Source organism: Allocoleopsis franciscana PCC 7113 (assembly GCF_000317515.1).
In the GTDB taxonomy this organism is placed as follows: domain Bacteria; phylum Cyanobacteriota; class Cyanobacteriia; order Cyanobacteriales; family Coleofasciculaceae; genus Allocoleopsis; species Allocoleopsis franciscana.
In genome coordinates, this window is record NC_019738.1 from 7003001 (window position 1) to 7026172 (window position 23172).

General features: G+C 46.8%; 20 protein-coding genes and 1 pseudogene. 15 read left to right on the plus strand and 6 right to left on the minus strand.

The genetic code is table 11. The features are described from left to right. Positions 1 to 439: 439 nt before the first annotated feature. The 4 genes from MIC7113_RS28810 to MIC7113_RS28825 form a co-directional block, all read right to left on the minus strand. Positions 440 to 2449: an ATP-binding protein gene (locus tag MIC7113_RS28810; RefSeq protein WP_015185712.1), complete on the minus strand. Its 2010-nt coding sequence runs from the start codon at positions 2447 to 2449 to the stop codon at positions 440 to 442. After that, positions 2446 to 3729, minus strand: a complete 1284-nt coding sequence (locus MIC7113_RS28815; RefSeq protein WP_015185713.1) for a DUF4255 domain-containing protein — start codon at positions 3727 to 3729, stop codon at positions 2446 to 2448. Before MIC7113_RS28815 ends, MIC7113_RS28810 begins: the two co-directional genes overlap by 4 nt. 27 nt (positions 3730 to 3756) lie before the next feature. Then, positions 3757 to 4434 (minus strand): LuxR C-terminal-related transcriptional regulator, encoded by a 678-nt coding sequence (locus tag MIC7113_RS28820; RefSeq protein ID WP_015185714.1) that lies wholly within the window; start codon positions 4432 to 4434, stop codon positions 3757 to 3759. 203 nt (positions 4435 to 4637) lie between these two features. Next, a complete protein-coding gene (locus tag MIC7113_RS28825) occupies positions 4638 to 5765 on the minus strand; it encodes a sensor histidine kinase (RefSeq protein ID WP_041781396.1) in 1128 nt (375 codons plus the stop codon). A 240-nt stretch (positions 5766 to 6005) separates the two neighbouring features. Between MIC7113_RS28825 and MIC7113_RS28830 the strand changes: the two genes are divergently transcribed. From MIC7113_RS28830 to MIC7113_RS39125, 8 genes are all read left to right on the plus strand, one after another. Beyond that, entirely contained in the window at positions 6006 to 6581 is a 576-nt protein-coding gene (locus MIC7113_RS28830; RefSeq protein ID WP_015185716.1) for a Pvc16 family protein, read from the plus strand. 43 nt (positions 6582 to 6624) lie between these two features. Then, entirely contained in the window at positions 6625 to 8262 is a 1638-nt protein-coding gene (locus MIC7113_RS28835; RefSeq protein WP_015185717.1) for a phage tail sheath family protein, read from the plus strand. Between the two features lie 111 nt (positions 8263 to 8373). Continuing rightward, on the plus strand, positions 8374 to 8847 hold the full coding sequence (locus tag MIC7113_RS28840) for a phage tail protein (RefSeq protein WP_015185718.1): 474 nt from the start codon (positions 8374 to 8376) through the stop codon (positions 8845 to 8847). Between the two features lie 55 nt (positions 8848 to 8902). Continuing rightward, positions 8903 to 9376 carry a phage tail protein gene (locus MIC7113_RS28845; protein WP_015185719.1) on the plus strand — a complete coding sequence of 158 codons (474 nt, stop codon included), beginning with the start codon at positions 8903 to 8905 and terminating at the stop codon, positions 9374 to 9376. Between the two features lie 171 nt (positions 9377 to 9547). Then, positions 9548 to 10030: a phage tail protein gene (locus tag MIC7113_RS28850; protein ID WP_015185720.1), complete on the plus strand. Its 483-nt coding sequence runs from the start codon at positions 9548 to 9550 to the stop codon at positions 10028 to 10030. A 6-nt stretch (positions 10031 to 10036) separates the two neighbouring features. Beyond that, positions 10037 to 10387 carry a hypothetical protein gene (locus MIC7113_RS28855; protein ID WP_015185721.1) on the plus strand — a complete coding sequence of 117 codons (351 nt, stop codon included), beginning with the start codon at positions 10037 to 10039 and terminating at the stop codon, positions 10385 to 10387. Between the two features lie 49 nt (positions 10388 to 10436). Beyond that, a complete protein-coding gene (locus MIC7113_RS28860) occupies positions 10437 to 10817 on the plus strand; it encodes a phage tail assembly protein (protein WP_015185722.1) in 381 nt (126 codons plus the stop codon). After that, entirely contained in the window at positions 10811 to 10951 is a 141-nt protein-coding gene (locus MIC7113_RS39125; RefSeq protein WP_315889696.1) for a DUF6760 family protein, read from the plus strand. The genes MIC7113_RS28860 and MIC7113_RS39125 overlap by 7 nt, the downstream gene beginning before the upstream one ends. A gap of 72 nt (positions 10952 to 11023) precedes the next feature. On the opposite strand, the gene MIC7113_RS28865 is transcribed toward MIC7113_RS39125, so the two are convergent. After that, positions 11024 to 11800: a DUF928 domain-containing protein gene (locus MIC7113_RS28865; protein ID WP_015185723.1), complete on the minus strand. Its 777-nt coding sequence runs from the start codon at positions 11798 to 11800 to the stop codon at positions 11024 to 11026. A gap of 333 nt (positions 11801 to 12133) precedes the next feature. On the opposite strand from MIC7113_RS28865, the gene MIC7113_RS28870 reads away from it, so the two are divergent. Continuing rightward, entirely contained in the window at positions 12134 to 13888 is a 1755-nt protein-coding gene (locus tag MIC7113_RS28870) for a CHASE2 domain-containing protein (RefSeq protein ID WP_015185724.1), read from the plus strand. 164 nt (positions 13889 to 14052) lie between these two features. Next, on the plus strand, positions 14053 to 14535 hold the full coding sequence (locus MIC7113_RS28875; RefSeq protein ID WP_015185725.1) for a quercetin 2,3-dioxygenase: 483 nt from the start codon (positions 14053 to 14055) through the stop codon (positions 14533 to 14535). Between the two features lie 225 nt (positions 14536 to 14760). Here MIC7113_RS28875 and MIC7113_RS28880 read toward each other — a convergent pair. Continuing rightward, positions 14761 to 16165 (minus strand): annotated as a pseudogene (locus MIC7113_RS28880) (IS1634 family transposase). Between the two features lie 238 nt (positions 16166 to 16403). Between MIC7113_RS28880 and MIC7113_RS28885 the strand changes: the two are divergent. From MIC7113_RS28885 to MIC7113_RS28905, 5 genes are all read left to right on the plus strand, one after another. Next, on the plus strand, positions 16404 to 16841 hold the full coding sequence (locus MIC7113_RS28885; RefSeq protein ID WP_015185726.1) for a GPW/gp25 family protein: 438 nt from the start codon (positions 16404 to 16406) through the stop codon (positions 16839 to 16841). A 145-nt stretch (positions 16842 to 16986) separates the two neighbouring features. Beyond that, positions 16987 to 19191 carry a putative baseplate assembly protein gene (locus MIC7113_RS28890; RefSeq protein WP_015185727.1) on the plus strand — a complete coding sequence of 735 codons (2205 nt, stop codon included), beginning with the start codon at positions 16987 to 16989 and terminating at the stop codon, positions 19189 to 19191. A 193-nt stretch (positions 19192 to 19384) separates the two neighbouring features. After that, positions 19385 to 20431, plus strand: coding sequence for a phage tail protein (locus MIC7113_RS28895; protein WP_015185728.1), 1047 nt, complete (start codon positions 19385 to 19387; stop codon positions 20429 to 20431). Positions 20432 to 20628: 197 nt separating this feature from the next. Beyond that, positions 20629 to 22092, plus strand: a complete 1464-nt coding sequence (locus tag MIC7113_RS28900) for a hypothetical protein (RefSeq protein ID WP_015185729.1) — start codon at positions 20629 to 20631, stop codon at positions 22090 to 22092. 19 nt (positions 22093 to 22111) lie between these two features. Beyond that, positions 22112 to 23170: a Tll0287-like domain-containing protein gene (locus MIC7113_RS28905; RefSeq protein WP_015185730.1), complete on the plus strand. Its 1059-nt coding sequence runs from the start codon at positions 22112 to 22114 to the stop codon at positions 23168 to 23170. The last annotated feature ends 2 nt before the right edge of the window (positions 23171 to 23172 follow it).

Sequence of the window (23172 nt, forward strand, 5' to 3'; positions counted from 1 at the left end):
TAAGAACACTCATGCATGAGTGTTTTGTTATGAAATGTTGATAAATCTGAATGGGTGGAGCTCCAACCGGATGGGGCAACCACGGAGGATTGCTCCTACGAGTATTTAGCAGACTTTGATGGACAGACGGATAGATTAATGGAATCTTTAACAGCCCACTCTTGTTTGAGAGGGAAAATGCATATAGGAACAGAGGCATCGACTCCCCCTGAGTATGCCAATACAACTTTTTCAGCGCGACCCATTGATTTATCACCCTGGAAAACGACAGAGGAATTATTGTATCCGGTTGGACAATCAGTATTTTGTCACTACGAACAAACTTTTAAGAAAGAGTATCTTTTCAGAAGAGTTTCCTCACTAAAGCTCTAGTGCCCTATGCCTTATGCCTTATGCCTTATGCCTTATGCCTTATGCTATAAGTGTGCGTTAGCTTAGTTCACACCCAACCCTTCACTTCAACATCGGTTAAGGGTCTTTCCAACTTCAAATATTCACTTTGAGCCGACTGCAACAAGTGTTTCATCCCCACTGACTCCCCAGCATCCGCCGCTAAGAAGGCAGCATTGAGGGCAATATTGCGGATATTCCCCCCCGCAACATTGAGTTTCGCCAGCTTCTTCACATCTAAATCCTGTGTTGGCGTCTGACTGGGGAAAATGCGCTGCCAAATCTCAGCCCGCTGGGTAGCATCTGGGAAGGGGAAGCGGACGATGAAACGGATGCGGCGCAGAAAGGCCGTATCTAAGGCGTCTTTCAAGTTAGTGGTGAGAATCGCCAAACCTCGGTAAGCTTCCATCCGCTGCAACAGATAGCTCACCTCCATATTCGCATAGCGATCGTGGGAATCTTTGACATCAGAGCGTTTACCAAACAAGGCATCTGCTTCATCGAACAGTAAGATAGTCCCACCGCCTTCAGCGGCGTCAAACACACGCCGCAGATTCTTCTCCGTCTCGCCGATATACTTACTCACCACTGAACTTAAGTCAATGCGGTAAAGATCTAGCCGCAATTCCTCCGCTAGCACCTCCGCCGCCATCGTCTTACCGGTACCGCTAGCACCTGCAAACAAAGCACTGATGCCTAAACCTCGTCCACCTTTTCCCGCAAAGCCCCAACCTTCGTACACCTTAGCCCGTTGACGCAGATGGGCGGCGATGTCACGCAGAATCTGGCGTTCTCGTTCCGGCAACACCAAATCATTCCAAGTGGCAGACGATTCGATATGTTGCGCTAAGTCATTCAACTGAGGTCGAGCTTGAGAACGGCAGGTGTCCCACAAAAGTGTACTGAGGGCTGAGTTTTGAGTCTCAGGTTGAGCCTCGCTCCCGTTCCCTTCGTCTTCTGGGCGTGCCGTCTCCTGTGTGTTCCATTTCCCCATTGCCTGAACACTAGCGGCGTGAATTCCAGCCGTGTTGAGATTGAACTGTGATACTAAGGTATCCACTAGCCCATTTAGCTCTGAAACGTTTTCGCCCAAAGCCTGGTTCCAAATACCACGCTGTTCGTTAGTTGTGGGTTTATGCACATCAAACGTAACCAAAGAGCGTTGTTTAGGGGGGCGTCGATCGCGAGTTGTGACAATCAGCGGACTACTAATCCGCTCAATAAAAAGTGCGATCGCATCTTCTCGTGCCGTATCATTCGTATTGCTATCATCACAGTCCAGCAGGAGAATCGACTGGCTCAAAGCCGCTTCTCGCTTCCACAATTGGAGCAATTGATGCAGGTCATTAGAACTGGTTGGAAGGGCATGAGCGGATAGGGCATTTAGATTAAATCCTAACAAGTTACAAGCAGCAGCAGCGATCGCTCGTTTACTCGCCAGCTCATCCCCGCACAACTGCACAATCGGTAAAGCTTGTACATCCGATGCCTGCCGCCAGGTAGCGGCTAACTGCTCAGCTAGTTGCCGCTGCGACTCGATCAGAGAACTTGGAACGCGCACCGACTCCACCATCCCCATCAGCCGCTCATCCAGATAGGGGACACCCGCCAAATAGTGCAAAATTCGCTCATCCAGACGTAACGGCGCAGTCGTCAGAGCATTGCTAGTCCCCAATTCAATTAGCCGCCACCGCCGTAGGGGAGCAGCCGGAGTCAGCGCATTCCAACACGGTTCTCGCAGCACCGCCAAGGCCAAACTAAAGGTAGGATAATTTTTCTTTGAATCACCCTGAGCATCGGCACACAAAGAAGCCCAATGGCTATCGAGATCCATGCCAGCGCACAGCAGCAGCACATCCCGCTCAAATAACGATAAGCCAAAGGTCGTACAGACTTGATCTAAGGCGGGAGCTGGTGAAACAGGAGCAGAGGTTGAACTTTTCCCCATGTTCCCATCTCCCTTAACTTTGGCCTCTAATGCCTCACGCACCTCAGCCAGTGCTGTCATTAAAGACTGCTGGTTCGCTTCTTGCCAATTGTTCTTGGTGTTACCCTTCATGGGATGACTACGGTAGGGCCAATATATTGTTCAAAGGTCGGACTATTGGAGTTGGTATCTACATTCAGTAGACTTTCGGCACCGTCCACTTGTACACGAACCAGATACTCTCCCGGCTTGACATCATAGATAGAAAATGTTAACGAATTGGTGTCTGCTGTTCGTGGTGCAGCATCGAATAAATAAGCGGCAGGTCTTTCAATCGAGCGTTCGTTGAGGAGTAATACCACTCGCTGCGTTTTTGCGATCGGCAGATCAATGTCCACCGTCACTTGAGCCGTGCGTAAGTCATCCGCCGTTTCGTCTAAGTTTGAGAGACTAGTTTCCTGAATGGTCGGGCGTACCACAAAGGCGGCTACATTCGATTCAATCCCGCGCATCTCCTGGGAAGGAACTCTCGCATTGCGTCCCATCCGTGTAGGGGTTGATCTGGGATGAATCACTTGTAAGCTTTGCACACCCGCTCGTAACGAACCCTGAGGCAGTGACGAAAGGGGTAAGACGATTTGGTTTGTACTGACTTGCTGGGGCGTTATTTTCACTCCACCAATACTTAAGAGTGTGAGGTTACTTTGCAACCGCTGACCTTGGATAATCAAGGTACTATCCGCCAAAATCGGCTGGAGCCTCCCTGATTGAGGGACGACTTGTTCAATCTGAGGCTGATTGGGTGCGGCAAAAAATCGGCGTTCGCGCACGGGTAATGCTCTTTGCGGGATATCATCGCTTTCGATTAAGACAACCCTAGCCTCGTAAGCCACGGATAGAGAGTGCGGCGTCTGTAAAAATACAGACCATAAATTAGATAACTCATCCATTGAAAGGGACAAGGGGATTAATTTTACCGTCTCCATCTGATCTGCCAGGTTAGAGTCTGCCAGGTAACTATAGGTGGAGTCGGCTACGGTGTCCTCAATCACTTCCCGCGTCAATATCGATCGCGCATGAAACGTGCGAACAACACTACCCATCAGGCGTTGGGGTTCCAACTCATTTTCATTACCATAACAACTAATCAGGTAGTGCAAGTCTAGTGCCACTAAAGGGCGCTTGAGGAAATCTCGCTCTGTGTTACGAGTACGCAAATCCGCATTACCCCAAGCCGGATTGTGAGCGACGTTGTACAGATAAAGGTTAACCCCGGTTTCTGGCGTACCACTCCCGACACTATCGGGACGAACGGTTGTCACCCTTGCACCATCTACATCTACCTGTATAGTTGCCTGCAAGGTTCTTTGCAAGGTTGCGGTTACTGTGGCGATCGCCAAATAATTACTCATAGTGTTTCAATATCACAAGACGAGCCATTAAGCACAAACCAAACCTAGTTTTAAAGCTTTGACAATGGCCTGAGTCCGGCTAGTAACTTTTAGTTTTTCAAAGATGGCAGTTAGATGAGCTTTAACGGTAGCGACGGTAATGTAAAGATGTTCGGCGATTTGTTCGTTAGACGCTCCCTGGACTAACCAGTGTAAAACTTCTCGCTCTCGTTCGGTCAAGTGAATGGATTCACAAGCCTGAAGCGAACGTCCGGCGTAGAAATGAAACAGTCGGAAAAAGTGCGTGGCAACTTCTGGAGCTAGATAGATTTCATGATTCATGACGGTTGCGATCGCTTCACACAACTGACTGGCAATCCGGTCTTTAAATACATAGCCATGAGCTCCGGCCTGCATCGCTCGAAACACCCATTCGTCTTCTCGGTGAGCTGACAAAATGAGGGCTTTACCTTTGTAAGACAACTCTCCTAGACGGAGCAGTGCTGTTATTCCATCACTGGGAGGTATCTCTAAATCGAGCAGAATTAAAGCTGGGTGTTGCTCCACTGCCAACTTGAGCGCTTGCTCCACCGAGGCGGCTTCACCGACAATCTCAAATCGAAATGCCCCATTATTGTTGTAGAAGTCAAGCAAGGTTTGTAATCCCTTGCGAAAGCGCTGGTCATCATCCACTAACAGAATGGAAATTGGCTGAGGGGTGGTCATTATTGATACCTCTCTTGTTCACAGGGGAGCTGCTCACTTTTCTTCTACTCTAAAAAGATAGACCATGGGTCGCACTCTAGCAGAAGTTGGTTTCTAGCTCCGTAACTGTAAAACTTATCACCTCCTCCTGGGTCATTTATGCAAAGAATGTATTACCTATTGCATGAGCCTAAAAAATCCTCAGTCCCTGTGGGCTAAAAAGTTTAGGAGCGAGGGAGAGAGAAGGAAAACTGTGCCCCACCGCTGGAAAGATTTTGCACCCACAGGCTGCCCTTATGGTCGAGGATGATTTTTTTGGCGATCGCTAAACCTAAGCCTGTCCCTTCTGGACGCCGAGAATAGAAGGGAGTAAACGCCTGTTTCAGGTCTTCTTCAGAAAGACCTGGCCCTTGATCGGAAATTTTAACCAGGACTTCATCTCGAAACACCATCCAGTTGCACGTTACGGTTCCGGCTTGGGGGCTGAAATACACCGCATTACTGAGCAGATTGTCAAACACTTGCTTCATCTGCCAGCGATCAACGGCTAAGGTAACAGGCGTTTCATCACCGATAATTTTTACCTGTTTTTTCTCTAGCCAAGGTTGCAATCCCTTAATACTTTCTTGCAAAATACTCCCCAAGTCGTGAGGAGCAACATGTAGTTTGGCTTGCTGTCCACAGGAGAGCAAATCAGTTAAGCTGCTAGTCAGTTCATGGACAGTTTCACCAATAAGCTGCGCCTGGTCTTTCATCGGGCCTGCTGGCGAACCCAATGTTAGATTTTCGGCATAAAGACTAATCAAGGCTAAGGGATTGCGTAGCTGATGTTCTGCCCGTCGAACGACTTGCTCCAATAATTGAATTTCTGTGTGTTGACGAGAACATTCTCGACTCATCACTAAATAGTTCATCAAAAATTGTGCTTGCTGCTCTGCCCAACGTTGCTCTTTATCAGAAAGAGACGCATCTGTCCATAAGACTAAATACTCAGCTTGGGAGTGATACAAATTCAAGAGACAACCAAACGCCCTCACGCTATCGAGTGTCACAATTTCTCGCAACGTCAAGGCGGGGAGGGACTCGAACAACCAGCCCTCGGACTCTAGGTCTGTTAAATCAGGATAAGAGGAACCGGGCTTGGGTGTATAGTGAACAAGCGATTGGCGCTTGCCCTGATCGGGTTCAGTGTAAACAACCCAAGTGGCTACAACGGGCAGTGCGATCGCGAACTGTTGAATTTGCTGTTGTAAGACATGCCTCGTATCCAGAGAACGAGGTGTACAGGGAGAAGAGCTTTTGGAGGACAATGGCTGCTCCTCTTGAGCCAATGGTTGCTTACGACCCTTCATAGCTAAGTTCCCTGGCATTGAGATCATAGAGTCTCTTCTGTTGAATGTAGAGCTGTATCCAACCCCTACCGATAGGTATGGAATAGTCAACCTACATCAGGAAGAAAATTCTACTTTAGTCAAACTTTCGCTCAGTAACCCGTTATCACACAATTCTTTAAAATTTCGACCAAAGTCTAATAACCAGAAGGTTCAGTCTATATCTAATCTATATCCTGTACTGTCTACCAACCCAGTCTCATGATCCCTGCTGTTGCCCAAACCTTGGCAAAAATCCTGGCTGGGGGGACTTCTCTAATCAGTACCGAGCAAATTGATTTCAATCACCCTAGTTGGCGAAAGAATGCGGAACCAGGGCTAAACCTGTATTGCTATGACCTACGAGCAAACAGCCAGGTGCAGCAGTTAGAGCGGCAGGTAGAGTCTAGCCAAAACCCAGGTCAACTGCCAGCAACTCTAGTAAACAGCGCAACAATTTGGTTTGATGTTTCGTTTCTAGTGAGCGCCTGGGACTATACCGCCTTAGGGGAACAGCGTCTGCTGTCAGAGGCATTAATGCTGCTATTGCAGCATCGTTGCCTAAATGAGGAGTTACTGGCTTGTGAGTTACAAGGTTACGGTCATTTATCACTAACGGTTTCTACAGCTCATTCCCCAGATACAGCAGCGCTATGGAGTGCGTTGGGTGTGCCATTACGTCCAGCTTTGTACGTGACGGTAACAATACCCATCACCCTTCCAGACACTCTTGTTAATTCAGAACTCTACCTTCAAGGAGGTGTGCTTGACTCCGACCCGCTAAAGGCAAGGTTGTAACCTGCCCGTTGCCCATCTATTACCCAACACAGGAAGACCACTCATGGCGAGATTAGATTATTTTGCTCCTGGTGTCTACGTCGAAGAAATTGACCGAGGTAGCCGCCCAATTGAAGGTATTCAAACCAATATAGCTGGATTTGTTGGCTTTACCGAGGATATACGTGGTGAAGCCGAAGTGGGCAAGCCCATGCTAGTCACTAGCTGGAGTCAGTACCTAGAGTATTTCGCAAAACAAGGCTCGGATGGCTATACCAACTTTAATGCCTACTTGCCCTTTGCTGTCAACGGCTGGTTCTTAAATGGAGGAGGGCGCTGTTGGATAGTAAGTATCGGCACTCAACTACCCGGTACAGAGCCACCTCCACCGGAAGAAACCGGACTCAAGATTAAAACATCGGGAGGTAACCGTCCAGCGCTGCTGTTCACCATGCAGCCGGAAGAAGTGGCAAATGGACGAGTCGATGTGGCGATTCTTCCCGGTGAACCCATACCCCCGGAAAACCCAGACGAAGACCCCCCCTTCAACACCGGGGAATATTTTACGGTCGTGCTGAGTCGGGATGGGGAAGAACTGGAACGGTACGACAATCTCACCATGAACCGGGAAGCCCAGCCTGGGGTAGCCAACTATGTTGCTACAGCCCTGCAAGAGTCTCAGTTTGTGGCTGTTACCGATATGTCCCAAATTGGACAACCTTTAGCACGACGCCCCGCCAATGGTCGGTATGAGGTGAGTCTTCCCCCCATCGTGCCAACCCCAGAGCGTTTGCCACAAGATGTGCAGGGCGTAAGGGATGACCGGACGGGTATCCAAGGGATTTTCGAGATTGACGAAATTACCATGCTGGCTTGTCCCGACTTGATGCGGGCCTACGAAGCCGGTGTATTGGATCTTGAGCAGGTTCACGGCATCATGGAGCTGATGATTAGCCTGTGCGAAAACTCCTCCCCCAACCCACCCAACCGCATGGTGGTTCTGGACACACCGCCTGATAAGGTGAAGCCTCAGCACGTTGTTCAGTGGTTAAACCAATTCAACCGCCGTTCGATGTTTGCGGCACTCTACTATCCGTGGATTAAAGTTGCCAATCCTCGCAATGGTGGCAGACCGATTTTAGTTCCTCCTTGTGGTCACATGTTGGGCGTTTGGTCGCGGACTGACGAAACACGCGGAGTCTACAAAGCACCGGCGAATGAAACTCCTCGTGGGGTCATTGGTCTGGCTTATGACTGCAATTTCCGCGAACAGGAGCTATTGAACCCCATCGGCATTAACTGTATCCGCACCTTCCCGAACCGGGGCATCCGGATTTGGGGGGCACGTACCTTGGTAGAACCCGATAAGACGGAATGGCGTTATATCAGTGTCCGCCGACTGATTAGCTACATCGAGAAATCGATTGAGCTGGGGACTCAGTGGGTGGTGTTCGAGCCGAACGACATGGATTTATGGGAACGGGTGAAACGGACGGTTAATAATTTCTTAGAGCGACTTTGGCGTGAAGGTGCCTTGTTTGGTGCTACGCCAGCGGAAGCCTTTTTCGTTAAGTGTGATGGGGAACTCAACACCGCTGAGACGATGATGCTGGGTCGTTTGTATATCGAAGTTGGGGTTTGTCCAGTCCGACCGGCTGAATTTGTCATCTTCCGCATCAGTCAGTGGTCTCCTGACCAGTAACGGGTGTTCGGTGTCAGGTTTTAAATTCCTCAAACCTGACACCTTCTAACCAACAACAAAGGTCAAAAAACAAAAATTAACAAGTGTATGGAGTTTATAAGGAGTTAAACGATGGCTGAACTCAGAGCAATCCCTACTAGTCGGTTTTACGTAGAATTTCAGGGTCTTGAGCAGAAGATGGTCAAGAGTGTAACAGAGCTAAACTTTAAAGGACAAACGGCGGGTCACAAAACCCCCTTAGCTTCAACAAAAAACGGAATGACATTGTGGCAAACGACCTCATCCGGTTGGGAACAAAATCCCAACTTCACCATTGAAGTGTATCTCGCTGAAGGCGATATGGATTTCTACAACTGGATGAAATCTACGATGCCCAAGAGTGAGGGAGGTGACGGTACCTGGAGCAAAAATCGCAGAGATGGTTCAATTGTCGGATATGATGCAGACGATCAAGAGGTAGTGCGCTGGAACATCACTAAAGCCTGGATTAAGTCCTATCAATTAGCCGATTTGGCTACAGACAAATCAGATTTAGTTGTTGAGAAGTTTGAAATCGTCTGTGAGCAAATGAACCGGGTAAAATAATTGCTGGCTTCAATGACAAACAACTGTAAAAAGTTAAACAGGAGTTGAATGATTTATGAGTAAAGGTGAAGTTGTTGGTTGTTCCATGTTTTACCTCCAATTTGATGGTCTAGAAGATCTAGTTTTGAAAAGTTGTACTGGACCGAAAATTACCTTGGAATCGGCGGGCGATACAACCTCCTATGGTGTTAGTAAGGGAGGCAAAAGTGTAATTCAAGCTACTGTTACTGGTGTCACTAATGGAACAATCACGGCTGTGTATATTGCTTCTGTTGAAGACAACAGACTTCTGCTATGGCATCAAGACTCGCACCGTGAACCAATAGCTGGAGGGGGGTCAAAAAACAAAGGGGTGCTTAAAACCGGTTCCATTATTCTGTACAACCAAGCGGGTGACGAGGCAGCTCGCTGGAATCTAACTGGGGTCATGCCCATCAGTTATAAATCGTCAAAATTCGATCCTTCTAGCAAAGAGCTAGCTACAGAGACGGTAGAGTTTGCCTATCATTCAATTCTCCGTGTCAAATAGTTGAGTGACTTGCTCCTCGTTGCCATCGCTGTCTCTCAATGAGCTGATTGCTAATTAGATAGACAGCAGCAGAGGTGCAAGACTGTCTCCTTGCGAGTTTCCTCAAAGGCGAGTATCAGCCATTAAAATGAGTAGGCTCAAAAGCCAATTCGCTGACTCAAGGAGGTAACCATGCCTGAATTAGAAATTCTAACCACTAATCGTTTTTACCTGGAACTCAAACTGGATGGTAGTGTAGAACCAGTCGATGCTTATTTTATGGAGTGCCAAGGTTTCAAACGGACTCAAGAGGTGATCGAAGTTTGTGAAGTCACTCCTCAAAAATGGGGCAAGGCTGGGACAACAGCGGGTCGAGTTGTTCGGACTAAAGTTCCTGGCAATGTCAAAAGTAACAATTTGATTTTGCGCCGAGGCATGACCTCTTCAATCACCCTTTGGAACTGGTTTAATGAAGTTGAACAGGGGGGTTGGGCCAAGCAACGCAAAAATGGCGATTTAGTCATCTATAACCAGGGAAGTGAAGAGCAAGCAAGATTTCGATTTTTGGGGGGTTGGCCAACGACTTTTAAAATTTCTGATGTCAAGGCAGGTGGCAAGGATTTTGCCATCGAAGAGATGGAATTAGCCGTTGAGGAGTTCAAGCGGGTCAAATAAAACACAATGTTGCAAACTGAGTTTGAATTTACCTTACCCAAGGGCTATCTCGATGGGGAGGGAAACCTCCACCGTAAGGGGGTGATGCGTCTCGCGAGGGCAATGGATGAAATTGTCCCCATGCGTGACCCCCGTGTTAAATCGAATCCCGCTTACGCAACCGTCCTGATTCTGTCCCGCGTGATTGTCCGCCTTGGCGCGTTAGAGGAAGTTAATCCTGCCGTTGTCGAAGGCTTTTTTGCTTGTGACTTAAATTATCTCCAGAAATTTTATCGCCAGATTAATGAACTGGAAGCCGAAACAATTGGTTTGCCAGAAACTACTCCCCCTCCATCGGAACCTTTACAGGTTAGCTGATTTTAATCTTTGATGGGAGGAATCCATCTAACTTTAAACGCTTATTTTCATGGGAAGTGAAAGTCCAATCCGTACAGAATTTAACTTTATTCTCCCCAGAGGCTTAGTTGATGCCCAAGGGACTGTTCATCGCCAAGGTGTGATGCGTCTGGCAACGGCTAGAGATGAAATTATGGTGCAAAAAGACTCTCTTGTTCAGCGAGATCCAGCCTATGGGGTGTTGGTGATGCTCTCACGGGTAATTACTGGTTTAGGCAGTCTCTCTTCAGTAACCCCTGAACTTTTAGAAGACCTTTTTACTCGCGATTTAGCTTACTTGCGAGAGTTTTACAATCGCATTAATCAACAGGGGAATGCTTATATTCCCGTTGAGTGCCCGCAATGTAGTAATCCCTTTAGTGTGGAGCTTTCACTGTCGGGGGAATCTTAAGCTACCCCTCAGAACAACTCGATGAGGAGGTAGCTTTTATTGCCTTTCATTTTCACTGGTCTTTAGAGGATATTCTATGCTTAGAACATCCTGAACGAAGACTTTGGGTGAACCAAATTAGAAAGCTAAAATAGCTGTCTATGAGGATGAAATGTGAAGAACGAAGAGTGAACATTTCTCTATTTTCTACACTTCATCCCTCAGTCCTAAAGTAACGGTTCTTTAGCCACTTGGCTTAACCCAGCCGATTCTAACAAATCGTACCAATCGTTCATTAGAGTGGAATCATTAGGATTGGTGGAGCGTAAATCAGCCAGAGTTTTGAGGCTATTGTACCAGTAGCCGGCTTCTGCATAAACAGCCACGCGATCGCGCATCGATGCCTTTGCTAAATCACTGGCAAGTTTCTGACTGGGTTGGAGGCGTTTAATTGACCCTTGGACACGGGGATTCCCAACGTTATCATAAGGGTCACAATTAACAATTAATTCCCAAGTATATTCTTTACCCACTTCTAAGGCATCAGCATCGTCAGGAAGGGTAAAACTCGTTACTCCACCCGTTTTCGTGAGTGGAAAGGTTTTCTCGTAGATAATTTCGTTACCTTTTGCATTGAGTAAAAGGAATTTACCTTCCTCTACAGAAGTTGGAGAAATCTGAACAAAGAATGTAGGTTTTTCTGCCGTAGTTAAGCCAATGTTACTATCCGGAAGCAACGCTTTCATTTGAATTTTTTTGGCATTGTCAACGCCACAGCCCCCCCGTGCAATTCCCCCTTCTAATCTGCGGGAAGGACGAATACCAGGTACTTTGAAGCGCAGACGGGAGCGACGTTGGGTGAGGGCTAACTGGGGCGAGGGTTGTGAATCCTGTTGCTGAGTTGAGGGAGATATGGCTATAGCTGGCAAAATACTGCTCAGTGCTAGCTCTAGAGATAACGCGAGAGAAACTACCGTGAGACGGGGATAAGATTGGATCACCATGATTTAACTTCCAGAACTAGAGCTTACTTGGGTAGATTGATCAAAAAATCAACTCTACAAAAGATTTCAAAAAAGACTGATTGAGTTCCAGTAAAGTTCCTCAATCGCTTCACAAGAGTTTATAAACTTTCTAGACAAAATTCTCAAGTATCTTCGTACTGAGTAACATTACTTAAATTCTCAAAAAAGAGCTATCATGATCTTCTCACCTGGAGCAAAATCTTGACAGATAACAAAGCATTTTTTACAGTTTTAATTACTAATTATTTTATTTATGGCACGAAAATAATTTCTAATCAATAGGTTTACTTTCTTGAGGATGCAAAGCTTATTATGTTTAACAATCTTGTTACAAAAATCCGCTCTTTGTTCTCCAACGAGAACGGTACAACGACCGGTGCATTAGCCTTTGGTCGATCCGTCATTTTAACCAGCGTTGTGGTAGCCGGCGTAGTGGTGGGATTGCGGCAAATTGGCACATTGGAGGGAATGGAATTAAGAGCCTATGACCAGTTAATGCGATCGCGTCCTGATCAAGGCCCAGATGATCGCTTGTTGGTCGTCGGTGTAACCGAGCAAGATATTCAAACTCGTAAAGAATACCCCATCAAGGACGACACCCTCGCTCAACTGTTGGCAAAATTACAGCAATATCAACCCCGAACCATTGGCATCGATATCTTAAGAGACGTTCCTCAAGGCACTCCCCAAGGTCGGATTGCCTTAGAAAAAATCTTAAAGCAGGACGAAAGCATTATTGCAGGCTGCAAAATGAGTTCGGTTGACCAACCCGGAGTTCCCGCCGCTTTGGGTGTTACCGAAGAACGAGTGGGTTTTGCCGATTTACCCATCGATGCAGGGGGAATCCTGCGCCGCAGTCTCTTACTTTCAACGCCTACCCCTTCTAAAGTTGCACCACCTGTTCAACATTTATGTAATATTCCCGACCCTGAAAACCAAATCCCCTCCTTTGGATTTCAGTTAGCTCTACTGTATTTGGAAGGTGAAAATATTCAGCCCGATCTGACCCCAACAGGGGAACTCAAAATTGGCTCAACCGTATTCCATCGTTTAACAAATAACGCTGGAAGTTATCACAATGCGGGAGCATCCGATTATCAAATCATGCTGAATTACCGCTCACCGAAGAATGCGGTTAAGCAAGTGTCTGTGAGTGAAGTACTCGATGGAAAAATTGACCCATCTTTCATTAAAGACCGCGTTGTTTTGATTGGCTATACAACCCCAATCGCCAAAGACGATTTCTACACTCCTTATAGTGCGGGATTACAAGATAGTCAGAAAATGCCAGGGGTGGTGATTCATGCTCAGCATGTTAGCCAAATTCTCAGCAGCGTTTTAAACAATCGCCCTCTGATGTGGTGTTGGTCGGAAGGACCCGAAATGTTGTGGATTTTGGGTTGGTCGGTGGTAGGAGGACTGTTGGCATGGCGTATCCGACGACTATGGCTATTTGGGTTAGGAGTTGTAGTCGGGGTGGGGGTGTTATATGGAACGGCTTATGTTCTATTTCTGAATTCGGGGTGGGTACCTCTCATACCACCCATGATCGGGTTGGTGGCGACGGCAATTGTCGTGGTGTTAATCGAGAGAGGATACGCAAAAGCGATCTATCAGGGAGTGAAAAAACTCGTCCTGAATATCGAAATTGATGAAGAGAAAAAGCGGAAGCAGGTAGAAGCAATTACGGAAACAGAGTCTTTTGCAGAATTGCAGCAAAAGGCGGCTGAGTTGAGAAAAAATCGGCAGAGGAATCGAAGATTAGACGATGCTTCTGAGTCAAACATAGAAACAAATGAAAACATACCGACTCCTCCAGAAGTGGAACCTCTAGAAATAGAGACAAATGCTATTACGTTAACGCCTCAAGACACTGAAACACCCGCATCAGAGGAGGATAACTACTTTCAGCAATTGCAGCAACGGGGGAAAAAGCTTAAGACAGATGCCATTACGCCAACACCTCAAGATGCTGAAGCACCCGCATCAGATGAGGATAACTACTTTCAGCAATTGCAAAAACGGGGAAGGCGATTGAGAAAGAATGATGAGGATTCTAATGAGTAAGTTATATTACGATAATGTGCTAATCATGTTTGGTTTCACGTTACCGACTGATTCACAAGCAAGGACTTGACAGTACTCAGCCCAACTTACAGCGAGGGGCGATTACACTTCAAATCGAAAACTCTAGTTGTACACTGATCGTTTAGCAGAAACGAGGAGCTGAGATGACTCTAAACCAGCAAGGAATAGTCATGATGCCTCAGGAAGGCGATGTTTTGACAGTTGCCGGTGACACTGTCACGTTCAAGGCATTGGGGCAGAACACTCAGGGGCAATATGCGCTGATTGAGATTGCATGTAATCCTTTTGTCGGTACGCCACCCCATATTCATAGTCGTGAAGATGAAGCATTTTACATACTTGAGGGTGAAGTCGAGTTTTGCTTAGATGACCAAACTATTTTGGCAACACCTGGTACGTTCTTACATTCTCCCAGGGGACAAAAACACAGTTTCAAAAATACTGGAACGACGCGATCGCGAATGTTGTGTTGGGTAACACCGGCTGGTTTGGAAATGTTCTTTGCTGAAGTTGGGAGACCTGTCGCTGATCCACTCAATCCACCTGTGCCCGATCAGGCTGCGATCGATAAGCTGCTAGCGACTGCACCAAAATATGGACTCACAATCTTACCCTCTGAAGCATAAAGACTAATCGTTGGAGGTTCTAATGGGAACTTCTAGAGATTGTAGCTACGACCAATGCTTGGAGAGTAAAGTGTAACTGCTAGATTCTTCGGTTGAAATCTAATTTAGCGATCGCGAAATTCTGCTGCGCTTCGCAGATCGCCTAACCGCTCAAACGGAAGTTCCCCTTTGACAAAAAACTACAACCTATGCTGTGAGAGAGGGAGAGACTCAACTCCTCGGCTGTTACTGGGTACAAATTAAGGAAACTTCTAACAAATCTAACGCTTTTTGTTGGAGTGGAGTCGGTTGAGTAATTTTCTCAAACATTAGAGAAGTCTCCAGACCACTAGACTGGAATTTATTTTTGACAATCGTTGCTAAATCAGTCATTAAAGTCCGAAAACTATGGACAGGAAGCTTTTCAGGTGTCTTTTTAGTCGCTGCCTTAGCGCGGGCTTTCTTTGAACGCTTAGATGGAGCAACAATTGAACTTTTTCCCTCCGGTTCAACTGTGACTTTTTCATCGTCAAACAGCAGTGGAGCTAAAGCTTTCCTCATGTGCCACTCCACATAATAAGCCAGCATACACAAGAAGACGTGAGCTTTGACGCGCTGTTCTAAACGGTGATAAATTGGACGTACTTTCAAATCGATAGTTTTATAACTGCGGAAAGCTTGTTCGACAGTAGAAAGGCTTTTATAGGTTCTCACCGTTTGAGCCGCATCTAAAGTCTCCGGTTTGACTGAAGTCCGAATAATATAGACTCCATCCAAAGCCGAATCATTGGCGATAGCCGCTTCATTCAATGAGTAAGAAAAACTTGTCTCAGTGATGGCAATATTAAAGTATTTCCCCACACATGTAGCATTGAGAACTCGCCCCACTCTCAGTCCAATCTGGTCGGCTCCTTTGAGGGCGCGTTTATCTCGTGAAGTGGCGATAACAATCTTATTGAGTTCCTGCTGTGTCGCCTGTAATAAAGCAATTCTAGTCAAAGACTTTTCTTGAGCAAGCATCGGGTTGCGACAAGCAATTAGCCGCTCACTGGGGTAATCAGAACAAGAAAATTCTACTAAGTCAGTTTCATCAAATAATGAGAGTTGAACAGCTTCTTGTTCAAGAAGTTTCCGAAGCTCCTTCGGATAGATGTCTTAGGGCTAACTCATTTTCGATTAATTCTTGTTTGGATACCAGCCAATGCATTGCTTCATACAATTCATCCTCATCGGCTTTTTCTAAGCCCAACAGTTCACTTAACGATGAAAAACACGTTTCGCTGTGCAATCCTCTCGCTGTGGCTAACTTGGAACGAGGCTCAATGAGACGTGCCACAATCATCGCCAAAACTAGAGCTCGTTTTCTCGAATTTGAGGGTGAGATTAGATGGTGCAAAGACAGTTTTTTGATTGTTCCTAAAACCGCAGCTACATGACCATGAGGTAGACTTCTTTCTACAGAGAATGATTCGGAGAGATTTTCAATAGCTGCGCCGCCTTTGAGTACTATTCTCAAGTTATCAACGACGGTATCCGGTAATTTCGACAGGTTAGCTAAAGTTCTTTTACGGATTTTACCCCCTTCACGATAGGACTCTCGTAGGAGGACAGCGGGGGGTGAATTTCTGTTAGGGACTCGTTCAATATACATGGCTACTATTGTCCCAGAAATCTCCCCGCCAAAATCTTAAAAAATTCTTAAAAACATGGGTACGGCTTTCTGGGAGTAAATGGCTCTAGTTCCCGTCACTCAAGCTTTTTCTCCCTTTGTAGTTCATCTGTACGGGGGAACTTCCGCTCAAATGAACCTGTCCTCGACTTTTGGCGAATAGTATACACCCGCTTAGTCTGATAGTTTGGCATCCGTACCGGGCAGGGAGTAAGGAAAGATGCAACAGAACAGCCCAGAGGGACAAAAAGCTTACCTGGGTACGGGATGGGCGTCTCCGCTACGAGTCAACCTCCAAGGCAGTATCCAACTCAGTTCCGCAGAACGCAATATCGAAGAATCCATTTGGCTGATTTTACGCACGGATTTAGGAGAACGGGTGTATCGGCCTGAATTTGGGTCGCGTCTATCTGAATTGACCTTTGCGCCGATGAATACTCAAACGTTACTCCTGATTCGTCTATACGTACAGGAAGCATTGGAGATGTGGGAACCCCGGATCGAACTGGATGAGGTGAGAGCTGACCCCGATCCCTTGCGTGGTCGAGTCGATGTGATTATTGAATATCATCCGAAAGATAGCCACGATTATCGTAGCCTGGTCTATCCTTTCTTTCTATTACCAGGAGGGGAGCAAGAGTTTGACCGAGGACAATGATTTTTCGGACATTTAACATGATTACTCGACATTTCAATTCTTCTGAAGCGACCTGATGAATTCGCGAACCACGTCAAATTGAGTACTATGAACCTGTTGGTATTGATTTAGGGGTAAAGACATTTGTAACGATTAAGGAACAGTAGTGGAATTTGATTTTTTACCCAATTTACCGAAATCTAATTTAGACGATCGCACCTACAAAGACTTAGTCGAAGAGTGCATCTTACGCATTCCTCGTTATTGTCCGGAGTGGACGAATTATAACCCTAGTGACCCAGGTGTCACACTGATTGAACTGTTTGCGTGGTTAACCGACCAAATGTTGCTGCGGTTCAATCGGGTTCCCCTACGGAACTATGTGACGTTTTTAGAGTTAATCGGGGTTCGCCTGCAAGCATCGGTTCCCGCTCAAACCGATATTACCTTTTACCTCACCAGTTCGTTGCCGGAACCCTACACGATTCCAGGGGGAACGGAAGTGGCGACGGTACGAACGGAAACCGAGGAGGCGATTGTTTTTAGCACCGATGAGCCATTAACGATTGGCAGTCCCAGCTTACGCCACTTTCTCACAGCAGAAGTGGCGGACGAGGAACCGGAAGTGTTGCGCGATCGCTTCACCAATTTATGGACGCAGCGATCGGATGGAGAATGGGAAGGTCGGGAACTCTCCCTGTTCAACGAACAACCTGAACCCGGAAATAGCTTTTATCTCGTATTCGATCCCGAACACGAATTAGCGGGTAACGTTCTAGCTGTCACCTTTAAAGGCGAAGCTGCCACCCCCACCGGTATTAATCCCGACGCACCTCCCCGCCGTTGGGAAGCTTGGAATGGTGCTTACTGGCAATCTGTTCTAATTCAAGAAACAGACGACGGCACGCGAGGCTTTAGTTTTAGCGAAATCCGAGCACAAGGGGGGAATCCCCTGCAAGGTGCAGACCTTGTCCTGCATTTGCCAATCCATTGGCCTGTAACTCGCTTTACCACTTATCAGGGTCTTTGGCTACGCTGCGTCTACACTCCAGCGAGTTTAGGTCAGCCTGGATACAGTAGTTCTCCCCGAATCGTGGCTTTATCTGTGCGGGCGATCGGGGGCACGGTGGCAGCCAGTCAAAGTAGTCTGGTTCGTAATGAGCTTTTGGGAGAAAGTGATGGAACTCCCGGTCAGACGTTCCAATTAGAAGGCGTTCCGGTTCTAACGCGCCGCGAGGATGAATACATCCTGATTGAACCGCCGGGGGGATTACCCCAAACCTGGCAAGAAGTGACGGATTTTGCCAATTCTCAGGGAGAGGATTTGCACTATACCCTAGATTCGCGCACGGGAGTCGTTCAGTTTGGTCCTTTAATTCGCGAACCCAGCCAAATCCAGCAGCAAACCTTCCTCCGTTCTCGCTCTTACCTACCGATGGGGAGCAATCGCTCGATCGCAGAAGAGATTTCAGCTCAAGACGTAAATGCCTTAGAGCGTCAATTCGGTGCGGTTCCGCCCAGAGGCTCGAAAATTCGCATGGTTGCCTACCGTACCGGGGGCGGTCAAAAAGGGAACGTGCAGCGAGCAAGCCTGACTGTGCCGAAGTCTGCGGTGCCTTACATCGCTAGGGTAATCAACCATACCCCCGCCCGCAATGGAGCCGATGCCGAATCCTTAGAAGAGGCCGTGATGCGAGTGCCCGCTATGCTGCGAACCCGCGATCGCGCCGTCACCCTGGAGGATTTTGAGACCCTAACCCTACGCGCTGGTAAAGGTTCAGTGGCTCGTGCCCGTTGCCTGTCCCCCACCTCGGTTGATGAGGCGGGACTGATTCGTCTGCTAGTTGTCCCGCAAGCCAATACAGAAGCGATCGCCAGAGCCGAAGGCATCCCGCCCGAATTCTTTGCCCTAACGCCTCAACTTCAGTCCCAGGTGCTATCTTACCTGGACGAGCGGCGACTCTTGGGCGTACAGGTGCGCTGTCAGCAACCGGATTATGTGGGAGTTTCGGTACAAACTGAGGTAGCCCTAGAACCGGAGTACAATAACTATCGCGCCCAAGAAGACATTTTATTTAAACTTCGGGTTGCCCTGTACCGCTTTTTCAATCCCCTAACCGGCGGCCCCGATGGAACGGGCTGGCCTTTCGGGCGTCCGGTTTACCCTTCTGATATTGTCACCCTGTTCCAGAAAACGCCTGGGGTGCGTTATCTCGGTGTGATTCAACTCTTTGAGATTCGCCAACACGATCAGAACTGGGTGCGGACTTTGCCCTTAGATCCTGTAATTAATCCCGGCCCTCAAGGGTTAGTCTGCTCTTGGGCAGATAATCGCTTACGATCCGGTCACGTTATCAACCTCATCCAATAAGCAGGTTAGCCGGTTGAAGGTTAACCCGTGAGTTTATATAGCTGTCGGGATAAAGGTTAGGACTTTCTTTAACAGCTCTTGCGACCCCTTATTTTCTACCCTCTGCCTTCTGCCTTCTGCCTTCTGCCTTCTACCCTCTACCTTCTGCCTTCTACCTTCTGCCTTCTACCCTCTGCCATAACATTCAACATTCATGACTCAAGCACGTTCCGGTCAAAGTTTGTATCTACGGCTGACTGCCATGCAGTTCTCCGAGGCGACTCCCACGCCCAACTTAGAACTCACGGGTACGATGGCGACAGATACAATGACGACGGGCTGTAATGTGTTGCTGCACCCCGGAGAGCCAAGTGAAATGCTGGTGCAGCTAGAAAACTTGGGCAGGCGCACGCTGCAATTAGATTTACAAGTGGAGGGAGACTTTCCATCGCAGTGGTGTCAAATTGGCATGGAGGGACGGGTACTCCTCCCCGGACAAAGGATGGAGGCTGTGCTGTACTTCCAGGCATCTCCTGACTTCTTTGAGGATAACCAACTTCAGGATGAGTCTCTCATACTGGATTATCGCAGTCGCTTAATTGCTTACTACACCCCCGAAGATTTGGCAGGGGAGGATGCCTCTCCTACAAATAGAAGAGTTTGTGAGTCGGCTGGCTTCAATTTGTATGTGCGTCCCCGCAGTCTGTACCTGAATTTTCTGCCAGCGCTTTACCGGGAAGTTGACTTTATCAGTCGCTTTTTGACCATTTTTGAGCAGGCATTTGAACCGGCTGTCCAAAGTTTAGATGTTTTGTGGGCTTACCTCGACCCTCTGACGGCACCCCAAGCCATGTTACCCTTTCTGGCGCACTGGGTGGCATGGCCAATGGACCCGCGTTGGAGTCTCCAGAAGCAGCGTCGTTTGATTCGTCAGGCGATGGAAATCTATCGGTGGCGAGGAACGCGGCGGGGTTTGCGTCTCTATCTGCATCTCTATACGGATTTGCCGTTGGATGAGGATATTCCTCAGGAACTGGATAAGCACATTGGAATTGAGGAGGTTTTTGGAGATGGCTTTGTTTTGAGTACGACTCGCATGGGAGAGGATTCGATTATTGGCGGTGGGCGACCGTTTCACTTTATTGTTACCCTGCGCCCTGATTCTGGTGTTCAGGTGGATGAATTGTTGGTTCGGTACATTATTGAGCAGGAGAAACCGGCTTTTTGTACCTATGAACTTTATATGGAAAGGGGTGAGTAGGGGGTGTTAATTTTTAACAAACCACAGAGGCACAGAGTACAAGGAGGAAGGAAGATAGGAGAGGAGGAAATAAAGGGAGGTTTTTGAGTTTTAGCAAATCGTAGGGTTGATTGGTGATTGTTGATTAAATAGGGATATTTGTTTCTGGGTTGCTAGTAGAGTTTTGTCAGCTTAAATGAATAAATAAGAAATAACCAATGACTCAGCTATTTCCGACTCCCCCAATTAAGCCTTTAGAGCGTGTTCAGGTACGTGATGGTCTTTTGATGAATGCCGATCGCTGGCGTCGGGCGCATGAGTACCATCATGAACGTCAAAATATTCATTATCAATCGCTAAATCAGCCCGGTATTGTCTCCGGGTTGGGGGTGCGATTAATTCCCGCTCCTACGGAGGTGATTGCTCAATATCGCGATGGACGTTGGTTGCAAATTCAACCGGGAATTGCGATTGATTTGGTCGGTAATCCCATTGTTGTTCCTGAGCCGATTGAATTTCGGATTTCATCTGAAAATTTGACCCCAGAGCCTATAACGGTCTACTTGGTTGTTAGTTATGTTAATCCGGAGAAATTACGCCGGAAAGAACAGCGCGAAATTATTCAGGAAACGTTTCGGATTGATGAAAAAACGCATCCACCGGCTGAATTGGAAGTGGAATTGTGCCGAATTCTACTAGAACCCGGTGCTGTGGCAGGTGTGGAAGCACCACCCTTACAAAATCCAACGGATGTCTTTTTTCCTACGTCTAATTCCTTAGATTTACGTTACCGAACTCAAGCGCGATCGCGTACTCAAGGGGTGGTGAGTATTGCTCAAGTCAACCCAACATCTAGAGGAGATGAAAAAAGCTTATCCAATCTTTCTTATCTACTTCAATCTGTTGCCGCACTTTACCCAGCTTTAGAGGGAGATTTAGAGGTAGGACAGGTCACGTTACAACCGGAAGAAAAGGGAGAAAGAGCTAAACTCTCAAATTATGACTTACTGTTCTTAAATTATCAACAACTCCAATTGCTGAAAGAGCGCCAATGGGAGGTATTAAGACAGTATTTAGAAGTCGGGGGTACTCTGTTGGTGGAAGCACCGACCCAGGGCAGTAATATTAAAGAACTCACGGCTGTTAAGCAAGAGTTACAAAAAGCGATCGCTAATTTAGAACTCAACCCAAACGCCGCAGAAGATGCAGAACTTTCCACCCTGCGCCAGGAGTTAAAGGCTGAACTCGCCAGCGTCAAAACTGAGCTAGATGAGAAAATTGACCATCTCTCTGTATTAGTGAAAGACTTCGCCGGAAGGTTAGGAGTGTCTTTAGAACCTCTAGAACGCTTAAATCGAAACCATCCCTTACGCACACAACCCTTTCTATTTTCAGCGCTTCCTACTATTGAAGAACAACCAACGCAAATCTTAATCGGAGGTGGCATAATTTTTGCGATCGGTAATTTATCATCCGCTTGGGGATTGGATGAAGAACTTTTTCTTCCACGAGAAACCATCCGAACCGCTCAAGAAATGGGGATTAATATCCTGCATTTTGCTTGGCGTCGTAGGCAAATGATGCAGGCGCAACAGACAGAAAGTCAAAGTGTTCGCAGAGAATCTTCTACTCCACCTAAAAAGCAGAGAGGAATGAAGAACATCTATGACAAATTGGAGTAAATAAGACGGCTAATTTTTTATGTTGACTAATCTTAAGCTCGCTCCAAAATTTACAATACTTCTCTCCCTGGTATTTATCAGCGCTATTGCCATTAGTGGGGCAACTTTATCGCAAACCACCCTACAAAGAGCTGAAGCGGATGTGGCGTATAAAGGCAAGATTCTCATGGGATTAATGAATTCCGTGAGAACTTATACAAATAATGAAATTAACCCTCTTGTAGCGCCCAAGGTAGAAACATCTGAAAAATTTATTCCTCAAGCCATTCCTAGTTATTCGGTGAGGCAAGTCTTTGAAATTCTCCGGAAAGATTCAGCTTATAAAGATTATTTTTATAAAGATGCTGTAGTAAATCCTACGAATTCAAGGGACTATGTAGATGAGTTTGAAGTAGACCTCGTTAAGCAATTTCGTGAAGACCCCAACCTAAAAGAAGTATCGGGATTTAGAAATCGATTAGGAGAAGAAGTATTTTATTATGCTCAACCGATTATTATTAAAAAACAGAGTTGTCTTCGCTGCCATAGTACACCTGAAGCTGCGCCTAAAAGTCAACTCGCAACGTATGGCTCCGAACATGGGTTTAATTGGGAACTGAATAAAGTTTTGGGTAGCCAAACGGTTTATGTTCCTTCTGAAGAAATCTTTGCAGTTGCCCGTCAGAATTTATCGTTAGTTATGGGCATTTTTATCGGAATTTTTGCCCTGGTCATTTTGCTGATTAATTATTTGCTGAAGCAGGCTGTGATTCAGCCTATTAGACCCATGGCAAGATTAGCCCAGAAAATTAGCAATGAGCAATTCATGATGGAACAAAATGAAGAAGTCGATCTGGCTAGTCTGGAGAAAGTATCTAAAAAGTCTGACGAATTAGGTCAATTAGCACGACTTTTTCAACAGATGGCACATTCTATCTATGTGCGCGAACAAAGCTTTGCTGAACAATTGAAACAACTCCGGAATAAAAGCGACCAAACGAAGGCTCGGACACAAGCGAGAACCAGTGAAATGGCTTACCTTAAATCTTTGCAGGAAAAATCCCAAACGATTAGAAGCAAAACTAAAGGCTCTAGTTGATT